The sequence below is a fragment of the Pseudomonas sp. ANT_J28 genome (genome assembly GCF_008370005.1).
Classification (GTDB): Bacteria; Pseudomonadota; Gammaproteobacteria; order Pseudomonadales; family Pseudomonadaceae; genus Aquipseudomonas; species Aquipseudomonas frigoris.
In genome coordinates, this window is record NZ_VOBM01000013.1 from 58,366 (window position 1) to 83,108 (window position 24,743).

Annotated in this window: 19 protein-coding genes; 13 read left to right on the top strand and 6 right to left on the bottom strand. The window is 58.4% G+C overall.

The features are described from left to right. Positions 1 to 77: 77 nt before the first annotated feature. Positions 78 to 515: a universal stress protein gene (locus tag FQ187_RS11400; protein WP_008151425.1), complete on the bottom strand. Its 438-nt coding sequence runs from the start codon at positions 513 to 515 to the stop codon at positions 78 to 80. 104 nt (positions 516 to 619) lie between these two features. Between FQ187_RS11400 and FQ187_RS11405 the strand changes: the two genes are divergently transcribed. The 7 genes from FQ187_RS11405 to FQ187_RS11435 all read left to right on the top strand — a co-directional run bounded on the left by FQ187_RS11405 (position 620) and on the right by FQ187_RS11435 (position 9,074). Then, positions 620 to 1,057: a hypothetical protein gene (locus tag FQ187_RS11405; protein ID WP_149629536.1), complete on the top strand. Its 438-nt coding sequence runs from the start codon at positions 620 to 622 to the stop codon at positions 1,055 to 1,057. Positions 1,058 to 1,597: 540 nt separating this feature from the next. Next, positions 1,598 to 3,745 carry a fatty acid oxidation complex subunit alpha FadB gene (gene fadB, locus FQ187_RS11410; protein WP_149629537.1) on the top strand — a complete coding sequence of 716 codons (2,148 nt, stop codon included), beginning with the start codon at positions 1,598 to 1,600 and terminating at the stop codon, positions 3,743 to 3,745. Between the two features lie 29 nt (positions 3,746 to 3,774). Then, entirely contained in the window at positions 3,775 to 4,950 is a 1,176-nt protein-coding gene (gene fadA / locus FQ187_RS11415) for an acetyl-CoA C-acyltransferase FadA (protein ID WP_149629538.1), read from the top strand. A 100-nt stretch (positions 4,951 to 5,050) separates the two neighbouring features. Beyond that, positions 5,051 to 5,287 (top strand): DUF1653 domain-containing protein, encoded by a 237-nt coding sequence (locus FQ187_RS11420; protein WP_046047845.1) that lies wholly within the window; start codon positions 5,051 to 5,053, stop codon positions 5,285 to 5,287. Positions 5,288 to 5,401: 114 nt separating this feature from the next. Further along, a complete protein-coding gene (gene topA, locus FQ187_RS11425; protein WP_149629539.1) occupies positions 5,402 to 8,035 on the top strand; it encodes a type I DNA topoisomerase in 2,634 nt (877 codons plus the stop codon). Positions 8,036 to 8,176: 141 nt separating this feature from the next. Continuing rightward, positions 8,177 to 8,701, top strand: coding sequence for a DUF6586 family protein (locus FQ187_RS11430; protein WP_074875126.1), 525 nt, complete (start codon positions 8,177 to 8,179; stop codon positions 8,699 to 8,701). 139 nt (positions 8,702 to 8,840) lie between these two features. Continuing rightward, on the top strand, positions 8,841 to 9,074 hold the full coding sequence (locus FQ187_RS11435; RefSeq protein ID WP_140893639.1) for a hypothetical protein: 234 nt from the start codon (positions 8,841 to 8,843) through the stop codon (positions 9,072 to 9,074). A 94-nt stretch (positions 9,075 to 9,168) separates the two neighbouring features. On the opposite strand, the gene sulA is transcribed toward FQ187_RS11435, so the two are convergent. Together sulA and lexA are read right to left on the bottom strand one after the other, a co-directional pair. Then, complete coding sequence (sulA, locus tag FQ187_RS11440) at positions 9,169 to 9,642, bottom strand: SOS-induced cell division inhibitor SulA (protein WP_149629540.1); 474 nt, start codon at positions 9,640 to 9,642, stop codon at positions 9,169 to 9,171. A 10-nt stretch (positions 9,643 to 9,652) separates the two neighbouring features. Next, on the bottom strand, positions 9,653 to 10,261 hold the full coding sequence (gene lexA, locus FQ187_RS11445) for a transcriptional repressor LexA (protein WP_007933171.1): 609 nt from the start codon (positions 10,259 to 10,261) through the stop codon (positions 9,653 to 9,655). Between the two features lie 229 nt (positions 10,262 to 10,490). Between lexA and FQ187_RS11450 the strand changes: the two genes are divergently transcribed. The 3 genes from FQ187_RS11450 to FQ187_RS11460 all read left to right on the top strand — a co-directional run bounded on the left by FQ187_RS11450 (position 10,491) and on the right by FQ187_RS11460 (position 13,117). Next, entirely contained in the window at positions 10,491 to 11,198 is a 708-nt protein-coding gene (locus tag FQ187_RS11450) for a TetR/AcrR family transcriptional regulator (RefSeq protein ID WP_033061916.1), read from the top strand. A gap of 170 nt (positions 11,199 to 11,368) precedes the next feature. Further along, complete coding sequence (gene nagZ / locus FQ187_RS11455; RefSeq protein ID WP_178122710.1) at positions 11,369 to 12,367, top strand: beta-N-acetylhexosaminidase; 999 nt, start codon at positions 11,369 to 11,371, stop codon at positions 12,365 to 12,367. 12 nt (positions 12,368 to 12,379) lie between these two features. After that, positions 12,380 to 13,117: an S-methyl-5'-thioinosine phosphorylase gene (locus tag FQ187_RS11460; protein WP_149629542.1), complete on the top strand. Its 738-nt coding sequence runs from the start codon at positions 12,380 to 12,382 to the stop codon at positions 13,115 to 13,117. A gap of 96 nt (positions 13,118 to 13,213) precedes the next feature. On the opposite strand, the gene FQ187_RS11465 is transcribed toward FQ187_RS11460, so the two are convergent. From FQ187_RS11465 to mfd, 3 genes are read right to left on the bottom strand one after another with little or no spacing between them, the layout of a single operon-like run. Next, entirely contained in the window at positions 13,214 to 15,904 is a 2,691-nt protein-coding gene (locus FQ187_RS11465) for a DEAD/DEAH box helicase (RefSeq protein ID WP_149629543.1), read from the bottom strand. An 11-nt stretch (positions 15,905 to 15,915) separates the two neighbouring features. Continuing rightward, the gene (locus tag FQ187_RS11470; RefSeq protein WP_149629544.1) at positions 15,916 to 16,482 is read right to left on the bottom strand and encodes a CsiV family protein; all 567 of its coding nucleotides are present in this window, start codon (positions 16,480 to 16,482) and stop codon (positions 15,916 to 15,918) included. A gap of 10 nt (positions 16,483 to 16,492) precedes the next feature. After that, a complete protein-coding gene (gene mfd / locus FQ187_RS11475; protein ID WP_149629545.1) occupies positions 16,493 to 19,942 on the bottom strand; it encodes a transcription-repair coupling factor in 3,450 nt (1,149 codons plus the stop codon). Positions 19,943 to 20,305: 363 nt separating this feature from the next. Between mfd and FQ187_RS11480 the strand changes: the two genes are divergently transcribed. From FQ187_RS11480 to FQ187_RS11490, 3 genes are all read left to right on the top strand, one after another. Continuing rightward, on the top strand, positions 20,306 to 21,769 hold the full coding sequence (locus FQ187_RS11480; RefSeq protein ID WP_129442924.1) for a glyceraldehyde-3-phosphate dehydrogenase: 1,464 nt from the start codon (positions 20,306 to 20,308) through the stop codon (positions 21,767 to 21,769). 527 nt (positions 21,770 to 22,296) lie between these two features. Beyond that, the gene (locus FQ187_RS11485) at positions 22,297 to 23,502 is read left to right on the top strand and encodes an HlyD family efflux transporter periplasmic adaptor subunit (RefSeq protein WP_149629546.1); all 1,206 of its coding nucleotides are present in this window, start codon (positions 22,297 to 22,299) and stop codon (positions 23,500 to 23,502) included. A gap of 56 nt (positions 23,503 to 23,558) precedes the next feature. Continuing rightward, positions 23,559 to 24,743, top strand: coding sequence for a hypothetical protein (locus FQ187_RS11490; protein WP_256667299.1), 1,185 nt, complete (start codon positions 23,559 to 23,561; stop codon positions 24,741 to 24,743).

A 24,743-nucleotide genomic window follows, 5' to 3' on the forward strand; every position in this document is an offset into this window, starting at 1 on the left:
CTGCTTAACATTCAACAAATATGCTGACTGTTACACCGCTTTCGCGAGCAAGCCCGCTCCCACAGGGGATATGCGTTTCAGCTTTTGATCAGGCGCACCGCGAGCACATCACAGGGCGCACCATGCAGCACGTCATTGGCGGTGGAACCCAGCAGCAATGCCAGGCCATGTCGGCCATGGCTGCCCACCACGATCAGGTCGCAGGTTTGTTCCTTGGCCAGGTGGTGGATCTCCTGGCGTGGCTGGCCGTAGGTCAGGTGGCTGTATTCCTTGGAGAGTTCCGGATACTTCACGATCAGTCGGTCCAGGCGTTCCTTGGCCTGATCGAACTGCTGTTGTTGCAGTTGTGACAGGTCCATGGGCACATCGCCGCCAAAGGCCATGGCCATCGGCTCGACAATGTGCACCAGGGACAATTTCGCCCCATTGCTCACCGACAGTTCGCGAGCACGGTGGATTACAGGATCGCACTCTTCGGTTAGATCTACAGCGACCAGAATGTGGTTGTAGGGCATGAGGTGCTCCTCCTGAGGATTGCAATATTGGTAAGTATGGCTGGTTTCAAGCGCATTGGTTTCAAAGTGACTCAATGCGCTCATCAAGAATCGGGAGTACACATATGACGGTCTGGATAGTGGTGTCAATCATGTTGGTGGTACTGAGTCCGCTGGCATGGTTGCGACCGTCGCGCCACCAGAGCGGCCGCATGGCCCTGCGCATGGAGGCGCGACGCATCGGATTAGCGATGCAACTGGCGCCTCAGGACTGGCCGCACTGGCTGAGCCAGGAGCCGCCGAGCCCTTGCGCTCAGTACCATCGACCACGGCGTGGCAATCGGCCGGCGTGCTGGAGTTACTGGCAAAAAGCGCCGGGTGTGTGGGTCAATCAGTGGCAGGAGGTCTGCGAGGATCCGGCGATGCTGATTCATTTCGAAAAGTTGCCAGACAACGTTTACAAGGTCGAAGCAGACAAGCAGATGATCACGTTGTATTGGGGTGAGAAGGGCGAAGCGACGGTTTTGCAGGATATTGATGCGGTGCTGAAAGCGCTGGCATAAATCGCGGAAATTTCGCGCCGCAATGGCGCGAAACGTCTGGCAGACAGGCAATAAAAAGCCCGACATCATCATCGGGCTGGAGTTGGCCAGGCAGGCCGGTAATTCTGTGTGCCGCTGATCTTACGCTGGGCATTCACCAAAAGCGTTCAAGTTTTTTCCTCAAGATCCCGCCAGCGTAGCTTGTTAAACAAAGGCTGCAGCGAATTAGGGCGACTTTTCTAACTATTGACCCTATGAATGGCGTCACATGCAGCCGCGTGTTGTAACTCTTCGTGTTACGGAAATGACCGGAAAGTCGCGTTTCAACCCGTATTTTGGGCGATTGACAATTGTCGGAAATTCCGTGAAGGTAACGTACCCAAATCAAACGGGCGTATGAATTGAGCGTTTGTATTACAGACCGCTCCTACAGAATCCCGACTATCGCGTTGGCGGGTGTGCCGGGTGGATGGGCGTAGCATTGACGTTAAACGTCCCTGCCGAGCCATTCGCCTGCGTCCGACGTGTACTGTTCAGCTTCCATATCGTGGAGATCAGTTGATGATTTACGAAGGTAAAGCCATCACGGTTAAGGCTCTTGAAAGTGGCATCGTCGAACTGAAATTCGACCTCAAGGGTGAGTCCGTCAACAAGTTCAACCGTCTAACCCTGAACGAACTGCGTCAGGCCGTAGACACCATCAAGGCAGATGCTTCGATCAAGGGTGTGATCGTCAGCAGTGGCAAGGACGTGTTCATCGTCGGCGCCGACATCACCGAATTTGTCGAGAACTTCAAGCTGCCTGATGCAGAGCTTGTTGCTGGCAACCTGGAAGCCAACAAGATTTTCAGCGATTTCGAAGACCTCAACGTCCCGACTGTCGCCGCGATCAACGGCATTGCCCTGGGTGGCGGTCTGGAAATGTGCCTGGCGGCGGACTACCGCGTCATGTCCACCAAAGCCAAGATCGGTCTGCCGGAAGTCAAGCTGGGCATCTACCCGGGCTTCGGCGGTACCGTGCGCCTGCCGCGCATCATCGGCGCCGACAACGCCATCGAATGGATTGCTGCCGGCAAGGAAAACCGTCCTGAAGACGCGCTGAAAGTTGGCGCAGTCGACGCAGTGGTTGCCCCTGAGAAACTGCAGGAAGCTGCTCTGGAGCTGATCAAGCGCGCCATCTCCGGCGAGTTCGACTACAAGGCCAAGCGTCAGCCGAAGCTCGAAAAGCTCAAGCTCAACGCCATCGAACAAATGATGTCGTTCGAAACCGCCAAAGGTTTCGTGGCCGGTCAAGCGGGCCCGAACTACCCGGCACCGGTCGAAGCGATCAAAACTATCCAGAAAGCCGCGAACTTCGGTCGCGACAAGGCGCTGGAAGTCGAAGCCAACGGTTTCGTCAAACTGGCCAAGACCTCTGCCGCGCAGAGCTTGATCGGTCTGTTCCTGAACGATCAGGAGCTGAAGAAAAAGGCCAAGGCCTACGACGAAATTGCCAAAGACGTGAAGCAGGCTGCCGTATTGGGCGCTGGCATCATGGGTGGCGGTATCGCTTATCAGTCGGCTTCCAAAGGCACGCCGATCCTGATGAAAGACATCAACGAGCACGGCATCGAGCAAGGCCTGGCCGAAGCTGCCAAATTGCTGGTGGGCCGCGTTGATAAAGGTCGCATGACCCCGGCGAAAATGGCTGAAGTGCTCAATGGCATTCGTCCGACCCTGTCCTACGGTGATTTTGGTCACGTCGACCTGGTGGTTGAAGCGGTCGTGGAGAACCCCAAGGTCAAGCAAGCCGTTCTGGCCGAAGTCGAAGACAAGGTCAAAGAGGACACCATCCTCGCGTCCAACACCTCGACCATTTCCATCACCTTGCTGGCGAAAGCCCTCAAACGTCCGGAAAACTTCGTCGGCATGCACTTCTTCAACCCGGTGCACATGATGCCGTTGGTAGAAGTGATCCGTGGCGAGAAGTCCAGCGAGCTGGCAGTTGCCACCACCGTTGCCTACGCCAAGAAAATGGGCAAGAACCCGATCGTCGTCAACGACTGCCCGGGCTTCCTGGTCAACCGCGTGCTGTTTCCGTACTTCGGCGGTTTCGCCAAACTGGTCAGCGCCGGTGTGGACTTTGTCCGTATTGACAAGGTCATGGAAAAATTCGGCTGGCCAATGGGTCCGGCATACCTGATGGACGTGGTCGGCATCGACACCGGCCACCACGGTCGCGACGTGATGGCTGAAGGCTTCCCGGACCGCATGAAAGACGACCGTCGTTCGGCCATCGACGTGCTTTACGAAGCCAAGCGCCTGGGCCAGAAGAACGGCAAGGGCTTCTATGCCTACGAGACCGACAAGCGCGGCAAGCAGAAGAAAGTGGCCGATCCGTCGGTGCTGGAAGTGCTCAAGCCGATCGTTTTCGAGCAGCGCGAAGTCACCGACGAAGACATCATCAACTGGATGATGATCCCGCTGTGCCTGGAAACCGTGCGTTGCCTGGAAGACGGCATTGTCGAAACCGCTGCCGAAGCCGACATGGGTCTGGTCTACGGTATTGGTTTCCCTCCATTCCGTGGCGGTGCGCTGCGCTACATCGATTCGATCGGTGTTGCAGAGTTCGTTGCCCTGGCTGACCAGTACGCTGATTTGGGTGCGCTGTACCACCCGACCGCAAAACTGCGTGAAATGGCCAAAACCGGCCAGCGGTTCTTCGGTTAAGCGCCCCCAACTAGAGTGAGAGTGAATATATGAGCTTGAATCCTAGAGACGTCGTGATTGTCGACTTCGGTCGTACTCCGATGGGCCGCTCCAAGGGCGGCATGCACCGCAACACCCGCGCCGAAGACATGTCGGCGCACCTGATCAGTAAACTGCTGGAACGCAACGTCAAGGTTGATCCGAGCGAAGTCGAAGACGTGATCTGGGGCTGCGTGAACCAGACCCTGGAGCAGGGCTGGAACATCGCCCGCATGGCGTCCCTGATGACTCAGATCCCGCACACCGCTGCCGGCCAGACCGTCAGCCGTCTGTGTGGTTCGTCGATGAGTGCTCTGCACACTGCTGCGCAAGCGATCATGACCGGCAACGGTGACGTGTTCGTGGTTGGCGGCGTCGAGCATATGGGTCACGTCAGCATGATGCACGGTGTCGATCCGAACCCGCACATGTCTCTGTACGCGGCGAAAGCCTCGGGCATGATGGGCCTGACCGCTGAAATGCTGGGCAAAATGCACGGCATCACTCGCGAGCAACAGGACGCTTTCGGCGTGCGCTCCCACCAACTCGCTCACAAGGCGACACTGGAAGGCAAGTTCAAAGACGAAATCATCCCGATGCAGGGCTACGACGAGAACGGTTTCCTGAAACTGTTCAACTACGACGAAACCATTCGTCCGGAAACTACCCTGGAAAGCCTGGCGGCTCTGAAGCCAGCGTTCAACCCCAAGGGCGGCACCGTGACAGCCGGTACTTCGTCGCAAATCACTGATGGTGCTTCGTGCATGATCGTGATGTCGGCGCAGCGTGCACAGGACCTGGGCATTCAGCCTATGGCGGTGATTCGTTCGATGGCGGTGGCAGGTGTAGACCCGGCAATCATGGGCTATGGTCCAGTACCGGCCACACAAAAAGCACTGAAGCGCGCGGGTCTTGGCATTAACGATATCGACTTCTTCGAGCTCAACGAAGCTTTCGCCGCACAGGCCCTGCCAGTGCTGAAAGATTTGAAAGTGCTCGACAAGATGAACGAGAAGGTTAACCTGCACGGCGGCGCGATTGCCCTGGGTCACCCATTCGGTTGCTCCGGTGCACGTATCTCCGGCACTCTGTTGAACGTGATGAAGCAAAATGGCGGCACCTTCGGGGTAGCCACCATGTGCATTGGTCTCGGCCAAGGCATCTCCACCGTCTTCGAACGCGTTTAAGCGTTCCGTTGACGGAAGCCGGGGCCAAGTGCCCCGGTTTTTGTTTTTCTGAATTTATTTTTTGTTTTTATTTTTAAAAGATTTGAGCGAGGGCCAAACCATGCCGATACAACCTGGGCTCTACCAACATTACAAAGGTCCGCAGTACCGCGTATTCAGTATTGCGCGGCATTCGGAAACCGAAGAAGAAGTGGTCTTCTACCAAGCCCTGTATGGCGATTACGGCTTTTGGGTACGTCCCTTGAGCATGTTCCTGGAGTCGGTCGAGGTTGACGGCGAACAGGTGCCACGCTTTGCTTTGGTGCAAGCTGAACCAAGCCTTTTTTCCAAGCCATAAGCTGAGTGCGCGCAAGACCCTGCGCTTGACCTCACCTTGTAGCCACTATATATAGCGGTGCCGCGTCAGGCGCCAACCGCCTTTCACTTCTAGAATTCAGGAATTTTCTGATCCATGGGCAAATCGCTGGTCATTGTGGAATCCCCGGCTAAGGCCAAGACCATCAACAAGTATCTGGGTAACCAATACGTGGTGAAGTCGAGTATCGGCCATATCCGAGACCTGCCCACCAGCGGTTCGGCTAGCGCCAGCAAAGAGCCAGCCGCCAAGCGCGGCAAGGCTGCCGCGGGCGAAGGTCCGGTGCTCACCCCGAAAGAGAAAGCGCGCAAGCAGCTGGTCTCGCGCATGGGTGTCGATCCCGATCATGGCTGGAAAGCCAAGTACGAGATCCTCCCGGGCAAAGAAAAGGTCATCGAAGAGCTGCGCCGGCTCGCCAAAGATGCTGACACCATCTATCTCGCAACCGACTTGGATCGCGAGGGGGAAGCCATTGCCTGGCACCTGCGCGAAGCCATCGGTGGTGATGACAGCCGCTACAAGCGCGTGGTGTTCAACGAAATCACCAAGAAGGCGATTCAGGAAGCCTTCTCCAAACCGGGCGAGCTGGACATCGATCGTGTAAACGCCCAGCAGGCGCGTCGTTTCCTCGATCGCGTGGTGGGTTATATGGTTTCGCCACTGCTGTGGGCCAAGGTTGCACGTGGCCTGTCCGCCGGTCGTGTGCAGTCGGTTGCCGTGAAGCTGGTCGTTGAGCGTGAACGTGAAATCCGCGCATTCAACCCGGAAGAGTACTGGGAAATTCACGCCGACCTCGGTACCGCCAAGGGCGCAACCGTGCGCTTTGACGTGGCTCGCGAAAAAGGCGAAGCCTTCAAGCCGCTCAACGAAGCCCAGGCCATGGCCGCGCTGGAGAAGCTTAAGGCTTCCAGCTACAGCATCGTCAAACGCGAAGACAAACCGACCAGCAGCAAGCCGTCGGCACCTTTCATTACGTCCACTCTGCAGCAGGCTGCGAGTAACCGCCTGGGCTTCGGCGTGAAGAAAACCATGATGATGGCCCAGCGTCTGTACGAAGCCGGCTACATCACTTACATGCGTACCGATTCCACCAACCTCTCGGTCGATGCCATAACGATGGCGCGTACTTATATTGAAGGCGAGTTCGGCAAGAAGTACCTGCCGGAAACCCCGAATGTCTACAGCAGCAAGGAAGGCGCACAAGAGGCTCACGAAGCGATTCGTCCCTCCGATGCCAACACCGAACCAAGTAAGCTGTCGGGTATGGAGCGTGATGCTGAGCGCCTCTACGAGCTGATCTGGCGCCAGTTCCTCGCTTGCCAGATGCTGCCGGCCCAATACCTGTCGACCACGGTCACCGTCGGTGCTGTTGACTTCGAGCTGCGCGCCAAAGGCCGCATCCTGAAATTCGACGGTTACACCCGCGTCATGCCGCAAATTGCCAAGCCTGGCGATGACGACGTGTTGCCGGACATGGCCCAAGGCGACGCGATGAAGCTGATCAAGCTTGATCCGACCCAGCACTTCACCAAGCCGCCGGCGCGTTACTCGGAAGCCAGCCTGGTTAAAGAAATGGAAAAACGCGGTATCGGTCGTCCTTCGACCTACGCGGCGATCATTTCGACCATCCAGGATCGTGGCTACGTAGCGCTGCACAACCGTCGTTTCTATTCGGAAAAGATGGGCGACATCGTTACCGAACGTCTAGCCGAGAGTTTCTCCAATCTCATGGACTACGGCTTCACCGCCGGCATGGAAGAGAACCTCGATGACGTGGCCCAGGGTGAACGCGACTGGAAGAACGTACTCGACGAGTTCTACGGCGACTTCAAGAAGAAACTCGAAGTAGCCGAAAGCGCCGAAGGCGGCATGCGCGCCAACCAACCGGTGATGACTGACATTCCGTGCGTATTGTGCGGGCGTCCGATGCAGATTCGTACTGCATCGACTGGCGTGTTCCTTGGTTGCTCGGGCTACAGCCTGCCGCCGAAAGAGCGCTGCAAGGCCACGGTCAACCTGGTGCCGGGCGACGAAATCGCGGCGGATGACGAGGGTGAATCGGAGTCGCTGGTGCTGCGTGGCAAGCATCGCTGCCCGATCTGCAGCACGGCGATGGACGCATACCTGCTGGATGAGAAGCGCAAGCTGCACATCTGCGGTAACAACCCGGATTGCTCCGGTTACGAAATCGAAGAGGGCACTTATCGCATCAAAGGCTACGAAGGTCCGAGCCTGGAATGTGACAAGTGCGGCAGCGAGATGCAGCTCAAGACCGGCCGTTTCGGCAAGTTCTTCGGCTGCACCAATGCGACGTGCAAGAACACCCGCAAACTGCTGAAAAGCGGTGATGCAGCGCCGCCGAAGATGGATCCGGTGAAGATGCCTGAGCTGAAATGCGAAAAGGTCAACGACACCTACATCTTGCGCGACGGTGCTTCCGGCCTGTTCCTGGCGGCCAGTCAATTCCCGAAAAACCGCGAGACGCGTGCTCCGCTGGTCATGGAAATTGTGCCGCACAAGGATGAGATCGATCCGAAGTACCACTTCCTCTGCGAAGCACCGAAGAAAGATCCGGACGGCCTGCCTGCTGTGATCCGTTACAGCCGTAAAACCAAAGAGCAGTACGTACAGACTGAAGTCGACGGTAAGCCGACTGGCTGGAAGGCGTACTACGACGGCGGCAAGTGGACGGTTGAAGACAAGCGCCCGGCGAAGACCGCTAAGGCTTAACAGGTGCTGTACTGAAAAGGCCGCATGACAACCTTCTGGTTTTCATGCGGCCTTTTTGTTTTGTGCTTGCGGTGAACTCGGGTGATCCCCGACACTGTCTGACCTGCGTGAAACAATTATTTCGTTGTGGAGACTGCCGTCATGGCCCACGAACTCTATACCCGTACCAACCAGAAGATTTACTTCGCCGGCCTGTCGCTGGAAGCGCTCGCCAGAGCCGAAGAGGGGCGGGCGATGAACTCCCTGGCGCTGATCCAGGCCGGACGCGAGTCGGCCCTGTTTCACCTGTACGGTGCGTTGCTGGGACTGTGCCATGAAATCGCCGGTTTCTATCGCTTGCCTCAGGCCAATGCGCCTCGGGCCGAGTTGCTGCTGACTCGCGAAGTGCTTGAAGCCATCGCGATTCCGGAAATGGCCGAGATGGTCGAGTTGGCCAATAATCCGGAAACCTGGCTGGCCAAACTGCTGGCAGCCCACGCTGCGCTGTTTCAGCCGCCACGGGCGCCGCACAAGCCTAAGGGTGACGTGACGCAGCCGCTGATCCTGGCCGTTAACCTGGATGAAGAAGAGGCTCCACAAGAGCTGAGCCGGGAAGAGCTGGAGAGCTGGCGTCAGAACCTCAAGGGGCTGGCGATTCGGTTTCGCGAAGGGTTGAACGAGTGCTGAGGGAAGGATGACCCGATGGGTTGCCCGCTCAGGGATGAGTGCTAGCAGATATTTCTTCGCAATGACATCTGGTCAAGATCCCGAGCGAAGCCTGGCCGATGCCTATATAATCCCCGCCTTTCGTGGAGAACAGACCTTTATGCCAACGTCCTTTCTAGAAATTGTCGAGTTACCAGACGGCCGTATCGAGCTGCGCAGGGCTGAGGACGAGGGTTCTCTGGTTACTTTGGATTTCTCCGAGGATGCCAAAGCGTTCCTGCAGGGCCAGCACGTGGAAGTCGCCAAGGCGATGTTGAGCGTCGGCGTTCAGATGGCCGGACGCTTGGTTGAAGGCGAATTCAATACGGACGAGGGGTCTCGGGTTCTTCATTGATCCCGTCTGTCGGTTTTTTGCTGATATCGCTACAGGTCGACTTCTCTATCCTTGGAGAAGCCCTGCGCTGTTCAACGCGCGCATTATTTGTCAGTTAACCCAATCGAATATTCAGGCTTTGTGCGTCCCCGATCCGGGCGGCGCTGATCAACTGTTGCCGTGAAGTTGTGCTCAATGGGTTGAGCCAGCTGACCACCGTGTGGCTACGGCCCAGGCGCAAGGCCTCGCAGGTCAACTGCTGAGTGCTTTGAGTGCCGCGCGGTTGCAGCAGCAGGATGCGTTCGCGGTTAAGGCCGGCGTCCCGCAACCATGTCTGGGTCAGGCTGGCGGGCGGGGCGATCAGCGTCAGCCAGCGCGCGTCCTGATCCTGGCTCAGTTCCCTGAGAATCGGCGCAAGAAGGTTCAGGCAGTTCCCGGCTGCACCACGCAGCGACAGCTCACTGAAGACTTCGGGCTCGGCGCTCCAGGGTGACTCGACCACGTCTTTCAGGATCGGCGCCAATGGCTGCACCATAAAAGCCTCGAACAACGGCAGTTGGGCTTGCTGTGATGTATGTGGGAACTGCATAGAGCCTCCTTTAGCGGCGAATGACGCCGACACTCAAGCCTTCGATCACCAGTTCCTGATCTTTCAGGTTCACTTCGATAGGGGCGAATTCAGGGTTTTCGGCAATCAACCAGACCTTGCTACCATCGCGCTTGAAACGCTTGACGGTCACTTCGTCGCCGATCCGTGCCACTACGATCTGGCCATTGCGGGCTTCGCGGGTGGTGTGCACTGCCAGCAGGTCACCGTCGAAAATGCCCACGTCCTTCATGCTCATGCCATGAACCCGCAGTAGATAGTCGGCGCGTGGATGGAAGAACGATGGGTTGATGTTGCAGGACTCTTCGATGTGCTGCTGGGCGAGGATCGGAGCGCCGGCAGCCACTCGGCCAATGATCGGCAGGGTGGATTCGTCGGCCTTGGCTTCGAAGCCGGGGATGCGAATGCCACGGGAAGCGCCAGGCGTCATCTCGATCGCGCCCTTGCGTGCCAGGGCCTTGAGGTGTTCTTCCGCCGCATTGGGCGACTTGAAACCCAGTTCCTGAGCGATTTCCGCACGGGTTGGCGGGTAGCCGTTGTCTTCGAGGCAGCGTTTGATGAAGGCCAGAATCTCTGCTTGGCGTGGCGTCAGCTTTAGCATATTGATCGCTCTGTCTTTTTATACAGTGACTGGGATTATATACAGTGAAACGGTCTTGGCAATGCCCCTTTTTTTGCCGGCTGCCAGACGGTCGATAAGCCTGCGGATTCGCGCTTGCGAGTTGTATGGTTAAATAGCTGACCGACCATTCCCAAAACGAACGGCCAGGCTTGACAAGACACAGGCTGAAACGTATGTTTCAAACAAGTGTTTGTCAGGCGGAGTAGCCATGGCCCAGTCGGAAACCGTTGAACGCATTCTTGATGCTGCCGAGCAATTGTTCGCGGAAAAAGGTTTTGCTGAAACCTCATTGCGTCTAATCACCAGCAAGGCCGGTGTCAATCTGGCTGCGGTGAACTATCACTTCGGTTCGAAGAAGGCGCTGATCCAGGCAGTGTTCTCGCGCTTTCTCGGGCCGTTCTGCTTAAGCCTTGATAAAGAGCTGGAGCGGCGTCAAGCCAAGCCGGAGAACAAGCCGACGCTTGAAGAGCTGCTGGAAATCCTCGTCGAGCAAGCCCTGGTGGTGCAACCACGCAGCGGCAACGATCTGTCGATTTTCATGCGTTTGCTGGGTCTGGCTTTCAGTCAGAGCCAAGGGCACTTGCGACGTTATCTGGAAGACATGTACGGCAAGGTATTCCGCCGCTACATGATGTTGGTCAACGAAGCTGCACCGCGGATTCCGCCGATTGAGCTGTTCTGGCGTGTGCACTTCATGCTCGGCGCCGCCGCGTTCAGCATGTCCGGTATCAAAGCCCTGCGCGCAATTGCCGAGACTGACTTCGGCGTCAATACCTCCATTGAGCAAGTAATGCGTCTGATGGTGCCGTTCCTGGCTGCGGGCATGCGCGCCGAAACCGGCGTGACCGACGCTGCCATGGCCACTGCGCAATTGCGTCCACGCAGCAAATCAACCCCGGTTGCCGCCAAGGTTTAACCGCACACGGGTGGGCGCGGCAGCTGACATCCGCTAAGCTAGCCGCCCATGCCGACTCTCGTTCTGAACCCGCTTCCCATTTATATCGCCGACCTGCCGGGCACAGCCCATGGCGGCGATTTCGTGCGTGCCGGGTTTATCGTTATCAAGGAATCTCTATGACTGCTGGCCTGCAAGGCTCGTTGATGGTGGACGTCGCCGGTACCTGGCTGACGGCTGAAGATCGCCAATTGTTGCGCCAGCCCGAAGTGGGCGGCCTGATCATATTCGCCCGCAATATCGAACACCCGCGTCAGGTGCGCGAGTTGAGCGCCGCCATCCGCGCCATTCGCCCCGATCTGCTGCTGGCAGTCGACCAGGAGGGCGGCCGGGTTCAGCGTTTGCGCCAGGGCTTCGTACGACTGCCAGCCATGCGCGCCATCGCTGACAACCCGAATGCCGAGTACCTCGCCGAACAGTGCGGCTGGATCATGGCGACTGAAGTGATGGCTGTCGGCCTCGATCTGAGTTTCGCTCCGGTGCTGGACCTCGACTTCCAGCGCAGCGCCGTAGTCGGCACCCGTTCATTTGAAGGTGATCCCGAGCGTGCAGCGTTGCTGGCGGGTGCCTTCATTCGCGGCATGAACAGCGCTGGCATGGCCGCCACCGGCAAGCACTTTCCCGGTCACGGCTGGGCCGAGGCCGATTCCCACGTTGCGATCCCTGTTGATGAGCGCAGCCTCGACGAAATCCGCGCCAATGACCTGGTGCCGTTCGCCCGACTGAGCAAGCAGTTGGCTGCAGTCATGCCGGCCCACGTTATCTATCCGCAAGTCGATTCCCAACCTGCCGGCTTCTCCCGCCGCTGGTTACAAGACATCCTGCGTGGCGAGCTGCAATTCGACGGTGTGATCTTCAGCGATGACCTGTCCATGGCCGGCGCCCACGTGGTCGGCGATGCTGCCAGCCGTATCGAAGCGGCGCTGACGGCCGGTTGTGACATGGGCCTGGTGTGCAACGATCGCGCGGCCGCTGAACTGGCCCTGAGTGCCGCCCAGCGTCTGAAGGTCAAGCCGTCCGAGCGCATTGCGCGGATGCGCGGCCAGTCGTACGCCAGCACTGAATACCGTCAAGACCCGCGCTGGCTGACAGCCGTGGGCGCGCTCAAAGAAGCTCAACTGATTGATTGAGGACTTTTCGTTATGACGGTTTACGCGATTATCGGTGGCACCGGCCTGACTCAACTCGAAGGCCTGAGCATTCGTCAGTCATTGGCGGTGGACACCCCTTACGGTGCGCCTTCGGCTGAAGTGCAGATTGGCGAGTACGCCGGCAAGGAAGTGCTGTTCCTCGCGCGCCACGGTCATCCTCACCGTTTTCCGCCGCATCAGGTGAACTACCGCGCCAACCTCTGGGCGCTGAAGCAGGCTGGTGCCGAAGCGATTCTGGCGGTCAACGCCGTGGGCGGGATCCATTCCGCGATGGGTACCGGACATTTCTGCGTGCCGCATCAGCTGATCGACTACACCAGTGGTCGCGAACACACCTATTTCGCCGACGATCTGCAGCAGGTCACACACATCGATTTCAGCTTTCCCTACAGTGAGCCACTGCGTCAGCAGTTGATCGCGGCACTGGCGGCCGAAGGTGTCAGCTACAGCAGTCAAGGCGTGTACGCCTGCACCCAAGGGCCACGGCTGGAAACCGTTGCTGAAATCGCGAAACTGGAGCGCGACGGATGCGACATCGTTGGCATGACCGGGATGCCTGAAGCGGCATTGGCTCGCGAGCTGGAACTGGATTACGCCTGTCTGGCGTTGGTAGTGAACCCTGCAGCGGGCAAGTCCACGTCGGTGATCACCATGGCTGAGATTGAGCAAGCGCTACATGACGGGATGGGCTCGGTGAGGTCGGCATTAGCTCGGGTACTTAAGGGCTGAGCAGTCGCCACACCGAGTTGACCCCATCGTCGGAACGCCGCCCGGAGCAAGCTTGCTCCGGGCGGCGTTCCGACGATGACGACTCAATAATCGCCGCTATTTTTCCAGCTTGTCCGGCAGCGGCGCAAACAATGCTTCAATATCATCACTCTGCAACTTCCAGTCCCCAGTCTTGCGCCCATCCAGCACGCCAGCCGCCAAGTCGGATTTTTCCTTCTGCAGATGCTGAATCTTCTCTTCCACTGTGCCCCTGGCAATCATCTTGTAGACGAACACCGGTTTCTCCTGGCCAATGCGATACGCCCGGTCCGTCGCCTGATTTTCCGTCGCCGGATTCCACCACGGATCATAGTGAATCACCGTGTCGGCTTCGGTCAGGTTCAAGCCGACGCCACCCGCCTTCAGGCTGATCAGAAAGATCTGACGCTTGCCGCTCTGGAAGTCTTTTACCGGTGCGCGTCGGTCGCGGGTCTGCCCGGTCAGCAGCGCATAATCGACTCCGCGTTTCTTCAGCTCATCTTCAATCAGCGACAGCATTGAAGTGAACTGCGAGAACAGCAGGATCCGCCGACCTTCATCGAACAATTCCTCAAGCATTTCCATCAGGCTGTCGAGCTTGCCCGACGTGCTGCCGCGAGTGGGTAGGGTGGCATCGTTGACCAGACGCAAATCGCAGCACACCTGACGCAGCTTCAGCAGCGCCTCAAGAATGATGATCTGGCTGCGCGCCACGCCCTTGCGAGTGATCTCGTCGCGGACTTTCTTGTCCATCGCCAGACGCATGGCTTCGTACACGTCGCGCTGGGCTTCGTTCAGCTCGACCCAATGGATGATTTCGGTTTTCGGCGGCAACTCGGTCGCCACTTGTTCCTTGGTTCGACGCAGCAGGAACGGTTTTATCCGACCGTTGAGGTGCTGAAGTCGTACTTCGCTGGCGCGTTTTTCAATTGGGACGCGGTAATCGCGGTTGAAGCTTTTCACGTCACCCAGCCAGCCGGGCAGCAGGAAGTGAAACAGCGACCACAGCTCGCCCAAGTGGTTTTCCAGCGGCGTACCGCTCAAGCACAGACGCTGACGGGCATTCAATTCGCGGGCGGCGTGGGCGGCCTTGCTGTTGGGGTTCTTGATGTATTGCGCCTCGTCCAGAACCAACACGTGCAAAGGCTGCGCGGCGAGACGTTCGACGTCCTTGGGCAGCAACGCATAGGTGGTCAGGATCAGGTCGTAATCGGACAGCGTGTCGAAATGCTTTTTGCGGCTGGCACCGTACAGCGCCAGCACTTTGAGTTGCGGTGTGAAGTGCGCCGCTTCATCCAGCCAGTTGGGAATCAGGCTGGTGGGCATCACCACCATGCACGGCCGATCGAGGCGTCCGGCGTTCTTTTCGCTGAGAATGTGCGCCAGGGTCTGTAGGGTTTTGCCCAGACCCATGTCGTCCGCGAGGATCCCGCCGACTTCCAGTTGCCGCAACGACTGCATCCAGCTCAGGCCTTCCAGCTGATAGGGGCGCAAGGTCGCGTTCAAGCCTTCCGGCGCGGTCGCGGTGAAGTCCTTGATGTCCCGCAGCCGCTGGGCAAAGGTACGAATTTGCTCGCCACCCTCCCAGAGCAACGGCAGGTCTTCCAGTGGATTCAGTCGCGTGGCATCGGCCTTGCTCAGGCGTAGCGTCGTCTCGCCCGGCCCTTGCAGGTAGAACTCACCGAGGGTCGCCAGCACCGGTTTTAATCGGCCGAAGGGCAGGGCGACTTGCAACGGGCCGTACTCGGAGTTCGGGCGATTGGGAATGTTCACCAGGATCAACTCGTCGTCGCGACGTCGGGCGAGGCGTTCCGGGTTGAGGATCTCGGTGTGGGAGCGCATCAGGTTCAACAGGATCGGCAGCAGACTGAGTCGCTCGCCGTTGACGATGATCCCCAGTTCCAGATCGAACCAGTCGCGCTCCGGCGCCTGTTCGACGGTGGCGTACCAGTCGTCCACGGCAGTCAGGTCGAAACCGAAGTCTTCGTCGATCTGCAACTCCCAACCCTGGGTGCGCAGCTTCGGCAGTTCATTGAGGGTGAAGGTCAGCCATGCGCTGTCGTTGACCATCTCGAAAAGTTCGCCGGCACTTTCCGGCAAGGCCTTGCTTTGCCGGGTGGCGACCTTGAAGCCGAGGATTCGCAATTGTTCCCGGTAGGTCTGTTCGACGTCCGGGTGACGTTTTATCCGTAACGTTTGCGTCTCCTGACGAATCAGAATGTCGGCGTTCTTCTGCCCGGAAACGTATTCATCCAGATAGCTGAAAGACAACGCCGCGCGATGCTGAATATAACGCTGCATCTTGCCGTTGCGCGGTTCGAAGGCGCTGAACTCGATGCTCGCCAGCCATAGGCGCGGCACCGGTTGCACGTTATCCACCAGCACTTGCGGCGGCGCCTTGGAGCTACGGTTTTCTAGTACGGCTTGAAGTTTCTCGAGTAGCTCGGCGTCTTGTGCGGCGGCGGGGTAAGCCAGGGTTTCCTGCACTTTAAGTAGCACCGCCGCGCAGTGTTTGCAGTTGCTGTGGACCGGGCAGGTGCAGGTGGCGTCAATCATCAGCAACGTGGCTTTGGCTGACTCGCGCAGGCGAATGGTCTGACGGTAAACGTTACCGCCAGAGCCCTCGCAGGCGGCAATGATCGTGGCGTCGCCGGCCTCGACGATCCTGACGCGGTTCTCCAGCGCGTAGCGGCGGCCACGCTCCAGGCTCTGTTCCTTGAATCGGCTGACCCAGGATGGTGCCAGGGGTTTGCTCAGGGTGGGGGGCATAAGGACTTCAATCAGTCCGGGATTTCATCGGGGACTGGCCGAGGCGCAGGGGCGGTCAACGAGGTGATCTTGATCAACATGCCCAAGTGACCGTTGTCGAGGAAGTTCAACTGGCCGTTCTTGGTGTGGCTTTCCTGTTTCATGCGTTCGCTGGCGGTGACCATGCCGTTGGCGTCGATCTGGTTGACCCAGAAGTCTGCATCCACATCGGTGAATCGTCCCAGTTTCATGCTCAGTGTGCCCTCGATCGGGAACTGGCCGAACTGTTCTTTGCCCTCGCTGATCGCAACTTTGCTGGCTTCTTCGCCAAGGTTCTGTTGCCAGGCCTTGTGCAGCAATACCGTGTATTCATTGCTGGCGGTGAGTTTTTCCACTTCGCCATTGAGGCTCGGTGTGCGCAGACTGTCGGGGCTGATGGGCTGAGCTCCGGCAGCCCAATCTTCCGGCGCGGCGCGGCTGACGATAGCGGGCACGGCGTTTTGGCGGACCAGAATCATTTCAATCTGATACAAGTCATCGGCAAATGCCGTAGGGGCGACCAAGGTTATCAACAAGGTCAGTAAGCGAAACAGGCGCATGCGGCGTCCTTCAAGCAGTTTTCGGAATGAGGTGCTCAAACAGCGCCTCTACAGTATTAAAGCGCTCTTCCGGGCGCTCCATCGGCACCTGGAATTTAAACATCGTGGCGCCTTCGAATTTGTAGCGTTTGGGCTGGCTCTGGATCAGCTTGATCAGCGTCAGCGGGTCGACCGGGGTTTGCGTCGCGAACTCGATTCGGCCACCTTGCGGTCCGCCGTCGACTTTCTTGATGCCCAGTAGCTCGGCCTGTAATTTCAGCGCGGTAATGCGCATCAGGTTCTTGGTTGGTTCCGGCAACAGACCGAAACGATCGATCATCTCCACCTGCAAGTCCTTGAGGCCTTCCTCGTCGGTAGCCGAGGCGATGCGTTTGTAGAGAATCAGTCGGGCATGTACGTCCGGCAGATAGTCCTCGGGAATCAACGCCGGTACCCGCAGATTGACTTCCGGACCACCGCCGAGCGGCTGATCGAGGTTCGGTTGTTCGCCCTTGCGGATCGACTTCACCGCGCGCTCGAGCATCTCCATGTACAGCGTGAAACCGACGGCCTGGATCTGCCCGCTCTGCCCGTCGCCGAGCAATTCGCCGGCGCCACGGATTTCCAGGTCGTTGGTGGCAAGCACGAAGCCCGCGCCGAGGTCCTGTGTATTGGCGATCGCTTCCAGACGTTTTTCGGCGTCAGGCGTGATTTGCTGACGCGGCGGCGTCAGTAAATAAGCGTAAGCCTGGTGGTGACTGCGACCGACCCGGCCGCGCAACTGGTGCAGCTGCGCCAGGCCGAACTTGTCGGCGCGCTCGATGATGATGGTGTTGGCGCTCGGCACGTCAATGCCGGTCTCAATGATGGTCGAGGCGATCAGCACGTTGAAGCGCTTGTGGTAGAAGTCGCTCATCACTTGTTCGAGATCGCGTTCGCGCATCTGCCCGTGGCCGATGCCGATCCGTGCTTCCGGCACCAGTTCGGCGAGGTCGGCGGCGCATTTCTCGATGGTCTTCACGTCGTTGTGCAGGTAATAGACCTGACCGCCACGCAACAGCTCACGGAGCAAGGCCTCTTTGACCGTGCTCTTGTTCTGCTCCATGACGAACGTCCGTACCGACAGGCGACGGGCCGGCGGCGTGGCGATGATCGACAGGTCGCGCATGCCCGACACCGCCATGTTCAGCGTGCGCGGAATCGGCGTGGCGGTCAGGGTGAGGATGTCGACTTCACTGCGCAGGGCCTTGAGCTGTTCCTTCTGACGGACACCGAAACGGTGCTCTTCGTCGATGATCACCAGCCCCAGGTTTTTGATTTTCACGTCGTCCTGCAGCAGCTTGTGCGTGCCGATGACGATGTCGATCTTGCCTTCGGCCAGATCCGCGACCGCGGCGTTGACTTCCTTGGTTGATTTGAAGCGGCTCATCACTTCCACGCTCACCGGCCAGTCGGCGAAGCGGTCGCGGAAGCTGTTGTAATGCTGCTGGGCGAGCAGGGTGGTCGGCACCAGAATCGCCACTTGACGACCGCCATGCACCGCGATGAACGCGGCGCGCATCGCCACTTCGGTCTTGCCGAAACCGACGTCGCCGCAGACCAGACGGTCCATCGGTTTCGGTGCGAGCATGTCGGTGCGCACGGCTTCGATGGTGGTTTGCTGGTCCGGTGTTTCTTCGAACGGGAAGCCGGCACTGAAGGTCGCGTAATCGGCTTTCGGGTCGGCGAACGCATAACCTTCGCGAGCGGCGCGGCGGGCATAGATGTCGAGCAACTCGGCCGCCACGTCGCGTACCTGTTCGGCAGCTTTGCGTTTGGCTTTCTGCCAGGTCTCGGAGCCGAGACGGTGCAGCGGGGCCAGGGCATCGTCGCTGCCGGTGTATCGGGCGATCAGATGCAGGTTGGCCACGGGCACGTAAAGCTTGGCGTTTTCGGCGTACTCGAGGGTCAGGAATTCAGCGGCCTGACTATCGATTTCCAGAATCGTCAGCCCGAGATAGCGACCGACGCCGTGATCGATATGCACCACCGGCGCACCTTCGCGTAGCTCGGTAAGGTTTTTGATCACGGCATCGTTGTTGGCATCGGCGCGTTTCTCGCGGCGACGGCGCTGCATCACGCGCTGACCGAACAACGGGCTCTCGGCGACCAGGGCCAAGGCCGGATGGTCGAGTACCAATCCTTCGTCGAGCGGCGCGATGGTGATCGCCAGGCGCTCTTTACTCGCGACAAAGTCTGGCCAGCTGTCGACGGTTTTCGGTCGCAGCTTCAGGCGCTCCAGCAACTCCAGCAACACTTCACGACGGCCCGCGGACTCGGCGGTAAACAGTACGCGACCGGGGAACTCGTCGAGGAAACCCGCAAGCGCCGCCAACGGTTGGGTGGCCTTGGCTTCGATGGCCAGGTTCGGCAGCTCCCGAGCGGGGAAGCGCTCGCGGCCAACGCCGGTTTCCACGTCCTGTTGACTGGCGACCACGCGCGGCCAGTTCTTCAGGCGAGCGAAGCAATCTTCCACCGGCAGGAACAGTTCAGCCGGTGGCAATAAAGGACGAGCCGGATCGACGCGACGCTCTTCATAGCGATTGCGCACATCGTTCCAGAAGTTTTCCGCCGCCTGCTCGATGCCCGGCAAGGAAAACACTTGCGTGTCCTGCGGCAGGTAATCGAACAGCGTGGAGGTTTCGTCGAAGAACAGCGGCAGGTAGTACTCGATACCGGCCGGTGTAATCCCGCTGCTCAAATCCTGAAAGATCGGGCAGCGACGAAAATCTACATCGAAACGCTCACGGAAGCGTGCCTTGAAACGGGTGACTGCATCTTTTTGCAGCGGAAACTCTCGCGCTGGCAGGAGGCGAACGGTTTGCACTTTGTCGATGGAGCGCTGGTTTTCCGGATCGAATGTACGAAGGGTCTCGATTTCGTCGTCGAACAGGTCGATGCGGAAAGGCAGCTTGCTGCCCATCGGGAACAGATCGATCAGCGAGCCGCGGACGGTAAATTCGCCGTGCTCGTAGACGGTATCGACGTAGCGATAGCCGCTGGCCTCAAGCCGGGTGCGCATTTGCTCGACATCGAGCTTCTGGCCGATGTCCAGCACCAGGCTGCTGCCGAGCAGGAATTTGGTCGGCGCCAGGCGATGCAGGGCTGTGGTGATCGGCACGACCAAAACACCATGACTCAGCTCCGGCAATCGATACAGAGCGGAGATTCGCTGGGAAATAATGTCCTGGTGCGGCGAAAACAGATCGTAGGGCAGGGTTTCCCAGTCCGGGAAATGCAGCACCGGCAAATCCGGGGCGAAGAAACTCAGCTCCTGTTCCAGCCGTTCGGCACTTTGGCTGTCGGCAGTCAGCAGCAGGGTGAAGCGCTTGGCAGCGCTGGCGGCCTCGGCAATGGCCAGGCTCAGGGCGGCACCGGGCAGGTTGCCCCAGTGCTGTTTACCTGCCGCGGCAGGGAGAAGCGGTAGACGCAGAACGGGCACGGAAGGTTGAGCTCCAAGCGTTGCGACAAAGTCGGTAATTGTAGCGGCCTCGGGTGCCGCCTGTCAGTTGCAGACTGCGTCTATTACGCAGGTTGGACGAAATGTAGTGGTAAAGACAAAATCGGCCCGTTTTTTAGTAAAAATGGCTGAATATGTAGTGGCAAAACGACCGAGTGTTACGGAGGGTTACAGACAAGATAGCGTTGTCTCCCAAAAAATGACTGCGCTGCAGGCCGCGGTTTCATTGGGCTTGAACCGTGCGTGATTTTTTTGAAGAGGATTTTGTTACTGGTCGCGCGACAGGCGCGCATTGCTACGGGAGGCACTCGGCGGCATAATGTAGCCCCTTTTTTCTGCCCCTACATGTGGAAGGTTCCCGTGACTCAGAAGCCCGACCAGTGTCTTGGTGAATGGATCGACCGTGAAGCACTCGCAGAAGCGATGATTCCGCTTATCGGTCAGCTCTACCGCAATAACAACGTGGTGAGCTCGATCTATGGCCGCAGCCTGATCAATCGTTCAGTCATTGCGATTCTCAAAGCTCACCGCTTTGCTCGTCATCGTCAGTCCGATGACAGCGAATTGTCCGTCCACGAAACATTCCCGCTGCTCAAGGCAATGAGCGAGCTCAAGCTCGGCGCCGCCTCGGTAGACCTGGGCAAGCTTGCAGTCAAGTTCAAGGCTGAAGGCAATGGCCGCACTGCCGAGCAGTTCGTCCGTGAAGAACTGGCTGACGTCGTTGGTCAGCAAAATGTTTCCGCCCGCAAAGGCACCGACGTTGTTCTGTACGGCTTCGGTCGTATCGGCCGTCTGCTGGCGCGCATCCTGATCGAGAAAACCGGTGGTGGCGACGGCCTGCGTCTGCGCGCCATCGTTGTCCGCAAGGGCGCCGAGAACGATCTGGTCAAACGTGCCAGCCTGCTGCGTCGTGACTCGGTTCATGGTCCGTTCGATGGCACCATCACCATTGATGAAGCCAACAACACCATCACCGCCAACGGCAACCTGATCCAGGTTATCTACGCGAAAAACCCGACGGAAGTGGACTACACCCAGTACGGCATCAAAGACGCGCTGCTGGTGGACAACACCGGTGTATGGCGTGACGCCGACGGTCTGGGCCAGCACTTGGCTTGCCCGGGTATCGATCGCGTTGTTCTGACCGCGCCTGGCAAAGGCAAGCTGAAGAACATCGTTCACGGTATCAACCACGGTGAAATCACCGCGGATGACAAGATCGTTTCCGCGGCTTCCTGCACCACCAACGCCATCGTGCCGGTGCTCAAAGCCGTCAACGACAAGTTTGGCATCATCAACGGTCACGTTGAAACGGTTCACTCGTACACCAACGACCAGAACCTGATCGACAACTTCCACAAAGGCGATCGCCGTGGCCGTAGCGCCGCGTTGAACATGGTGATCACCGAGACCGGTGCTGCCACCGCTGCTGCCAAGGCTTTGCCTGAGCTGGCCGGCAAGCTCACCGGTAACGCGATCCGCGTTCCGACGCCTAACGTGTCGATGGCCATTCTCAACCTGAACCTTGAGAAAGCCGCCACCCGTGAAGAGATGAACGAGTACTTGCGCTACATGGCGCTGCACTCCGATCTGCATAAGCAAATCGACTACGTCAATTCGCAGGAAGTGGTTTCCACCGACTTCGTTGGCTCGCGCCACGCAGGCGTGGTGGACGCTGAAGCAACCATCAGCCAAGACAACCGCGTTGTTCTGTACGTTTGGTACGACAACGAATTCGGTTACAGCTGCCAGGTGGTTCGCGTGATGGAAGACATGGCCGGTGTAAACCCGCCAACATTCCCGCGCTAAGCGTTAGCTGCACATGAAAACGCCCCGACTTTGGTCGGGGCGTTTTTGTGTGTGCTCTACTTATATCGTTTTAATCTTTCCGGCTGAGAATTAAGAATTATCTAAAGCTCGATACAAAGTTCATTTGAATATAAAAAATAAAAACTCCTAATAAAAATAAACAGTTGTCGGATATCTGGGTTTGGATAATTAAAACGGATCCAATCCATCAGGCGATACATATTTGACGTCATTTAATTGTTTGCTTCGGATGCTTGACACTCCCCAAGCGCTGAATCTAGTGTCGCCAATGACAACGCCCGCTCTGCCTAGGGCTCGTAACACTTGCGATGACTCCGCTGTACAGCAATTCTCCAAAAAGACAGGAATCTCATTCCTGCTCACATCACAATAAATCCAGATAAACAGCGTCGGCTTAGTTGCCGTCCAGAAAACCGTTTTGTGTTGCTCACCCTGCCGAAAGTGTCTTGCGGTCACGGCTTGCTATTGCCTGACTTTACGCGGTTGGTCTATCGGGAGAGTTGAACATGGCTGAAGAACGCTCAAGGCTATTGTCACTGTTACCCCGTTTGGTTGGTTTGGGAGTTCTTGGGTTTATTGTTTGGCTGTTGTTATCGACGTTGCTGATGCCTTTGGTGTCGGCCTCAGCCACACGGGCGATTTTGAATGCACCGGTGATACTGCTGACAACGCCAATTGACGGTGTGGTGAGCGTACTGGAGGTCAAACCCGGTGCGACGTTTGTCCAGGGCCAGAAAATCGCCGTCGTTGAAAACCCGCGAGCGAATCGGGAAACCTTGCTGACCCTGCAAACCCGGCGCCTGACCCTTGAGCAACAGCTGTCCTCTTCAGCCAGTCAGGCTGAGCACGATCAGCAGTATTACGAGGCGTTGGAGAAAACCAGCCAGCAATACCAAACGGCATTCCATACCCGCCAACTCTTTACCCAAAGGGCCTTGAAAGCCGAGAGCAGTGCCGCCAGTGCGCGGTTGATGGATGCTCAGGAAACCGTCGAACGCAATCTCGAGTTGTTCGTTCAAGGGGCGGTGAGTGGCGCGGTGGTTGCCTCGTCGAAAGCTCAGCTGGCTTCCTTGCAGGGTGCGGCCGAGTCGGTGCGTTCGCAATTGCGGATCAACGACGGCGATGTGAGTGCCGCCAACAAACAGGTTTACCTCGATCCCGATCAGTTGCGCATGTTCGACCTCAGTGCGCAAATGACCACGCTGAAACTCAGCCTGGAGAATCAGGCGCGCAATCGCGCGACCTATCAGCAGGAGCTCGACAACCTCAACCAACTGATCGAAACCGAACAGAATCGGGTCAAGTTGATGGCCGGTTACGACGTCGTGGCGTATTCGCCAGGCACCGTCCAGGAGCTGTTGGCGCCGCAGGGCACGCTGGTGCAGGCCGGATCGACTTTGCTGCGCGCCACTGATTGCGCGCAGAGCTACGTCATTGCGGTGTTCCCCGAGCGCATGGCCAGCAAGATCGACCGTGACAGCGTCCTCACAGTGAAAATCCGCGGCCTGGATCAACCGCTCAAAGCCAGCGTGGTGCAGTTGTTGTCCAGCGCTTCGGACATTCGCGCCAACACCTACAGCGTGCCGTTCCCTTACGCCGAACAGAACTCGGTGTACGTCGTCGGTACGTTTGCCGCCGATTTGACTGACACTCAGCGCGCCATGACCTGCAATCCCGGGTTGTGGGCGAGTGCCGAGGTCTCGCGGCCATGAATATCGTTTTTCGAGGAATGTTGGGTTTGATGGTGCTTGCCAGCGGAGTGTCTGCAATGGCCACGCAAGCGAGGCCGCAATTGGCGGCGATGACCTGTGCGGCGCTGGATCGGGCCGTGACGTCCTTGCCGGCAGGTCCGGTACTGGTGGCCAGCTATCCACCGCTGGATGGCCAGCCTGCGCCGATTCTGGCGTTGCGTGGCGTAGCGTTCACTTACGATAACGCGCTGGCGAGCATTGCGCTGTTTGCCTGTGGCAAGGCCGAGTCGGCGCGGCGGATCGCCGATGCATTGGCGTTCGCCACGCGCCACGATCCGGAATATCAGGATGGACGACTGCGCAATGCCTACGCCGCCGGCCCGGTCGGTGCGCCGTCTATGAAATTGCCGGGCTACTGGAGTACCGAGCGCAACGCCTGGAATCAGGACGCCTATCAAGTCAGCAGCGCCACCGGCAATCAGGCCTGGGCAGCGTTGGCCTTGTTGGAGGCTTTTCGCCAAAGCGGCGAGGCGTCTTACCTAGAGGCTGCGCGACAAGCCTTGCACTGGTCGCAGCAAAACACCTACGACGGGCAATCACCGGCAGGCTTCAGCGGCGGGTATTACGGCTATTTCTCCAAACAGATCCAGCAAAACTGGAAATCCACCGAGCACAACGTCGATCTGGCGGCTGCGTGGTCCGCGCTCAACGATGTGGCGCCGGATCAGGGCGCGGCGCGTCAGGCACAGATTGCCCGGCAGTTTGTGTCCAGCCAGTGGGATGTCGAAGAAGGGCGTTTTCTGATCGGTACCGTAGCGGATGGCCAAACCTCGGACCGCGTGCGCTCTGGTCTGGATGCGCAGATCTGGCCATTGATTGCTTTGCACGATCCACCCAAGGACTGGCGTCGGGTCTTCGCATTCATCGACCACGCTCACCGTGCCGGCGAAGGTTACGGTTTCAATCGTGACCCCGACGGCTTATGGACCGAAGGCACCGCCCAGGCTGCAGCCGTCGCGCGTTTGAGCGGCCTGAGTGACAAGGCACAACCGCTGTGGAGTGTGTTGCTGGCCCAAGAGGCCGGCAATGGCTGGCTGTTTGCAACACCGGCGCCGCGCATCAGTACCGGGCTGGCCATAGGCCCGGACTCCGTCACCAATGACTTTTTCTATTACCACCTGCCTCACTTGGGCGCTACAGCGTGGGCGGCGATTGCAGCCACCGGCGTCAATCCTTTCACCGGTTCGCTAGAGGCTGACTGA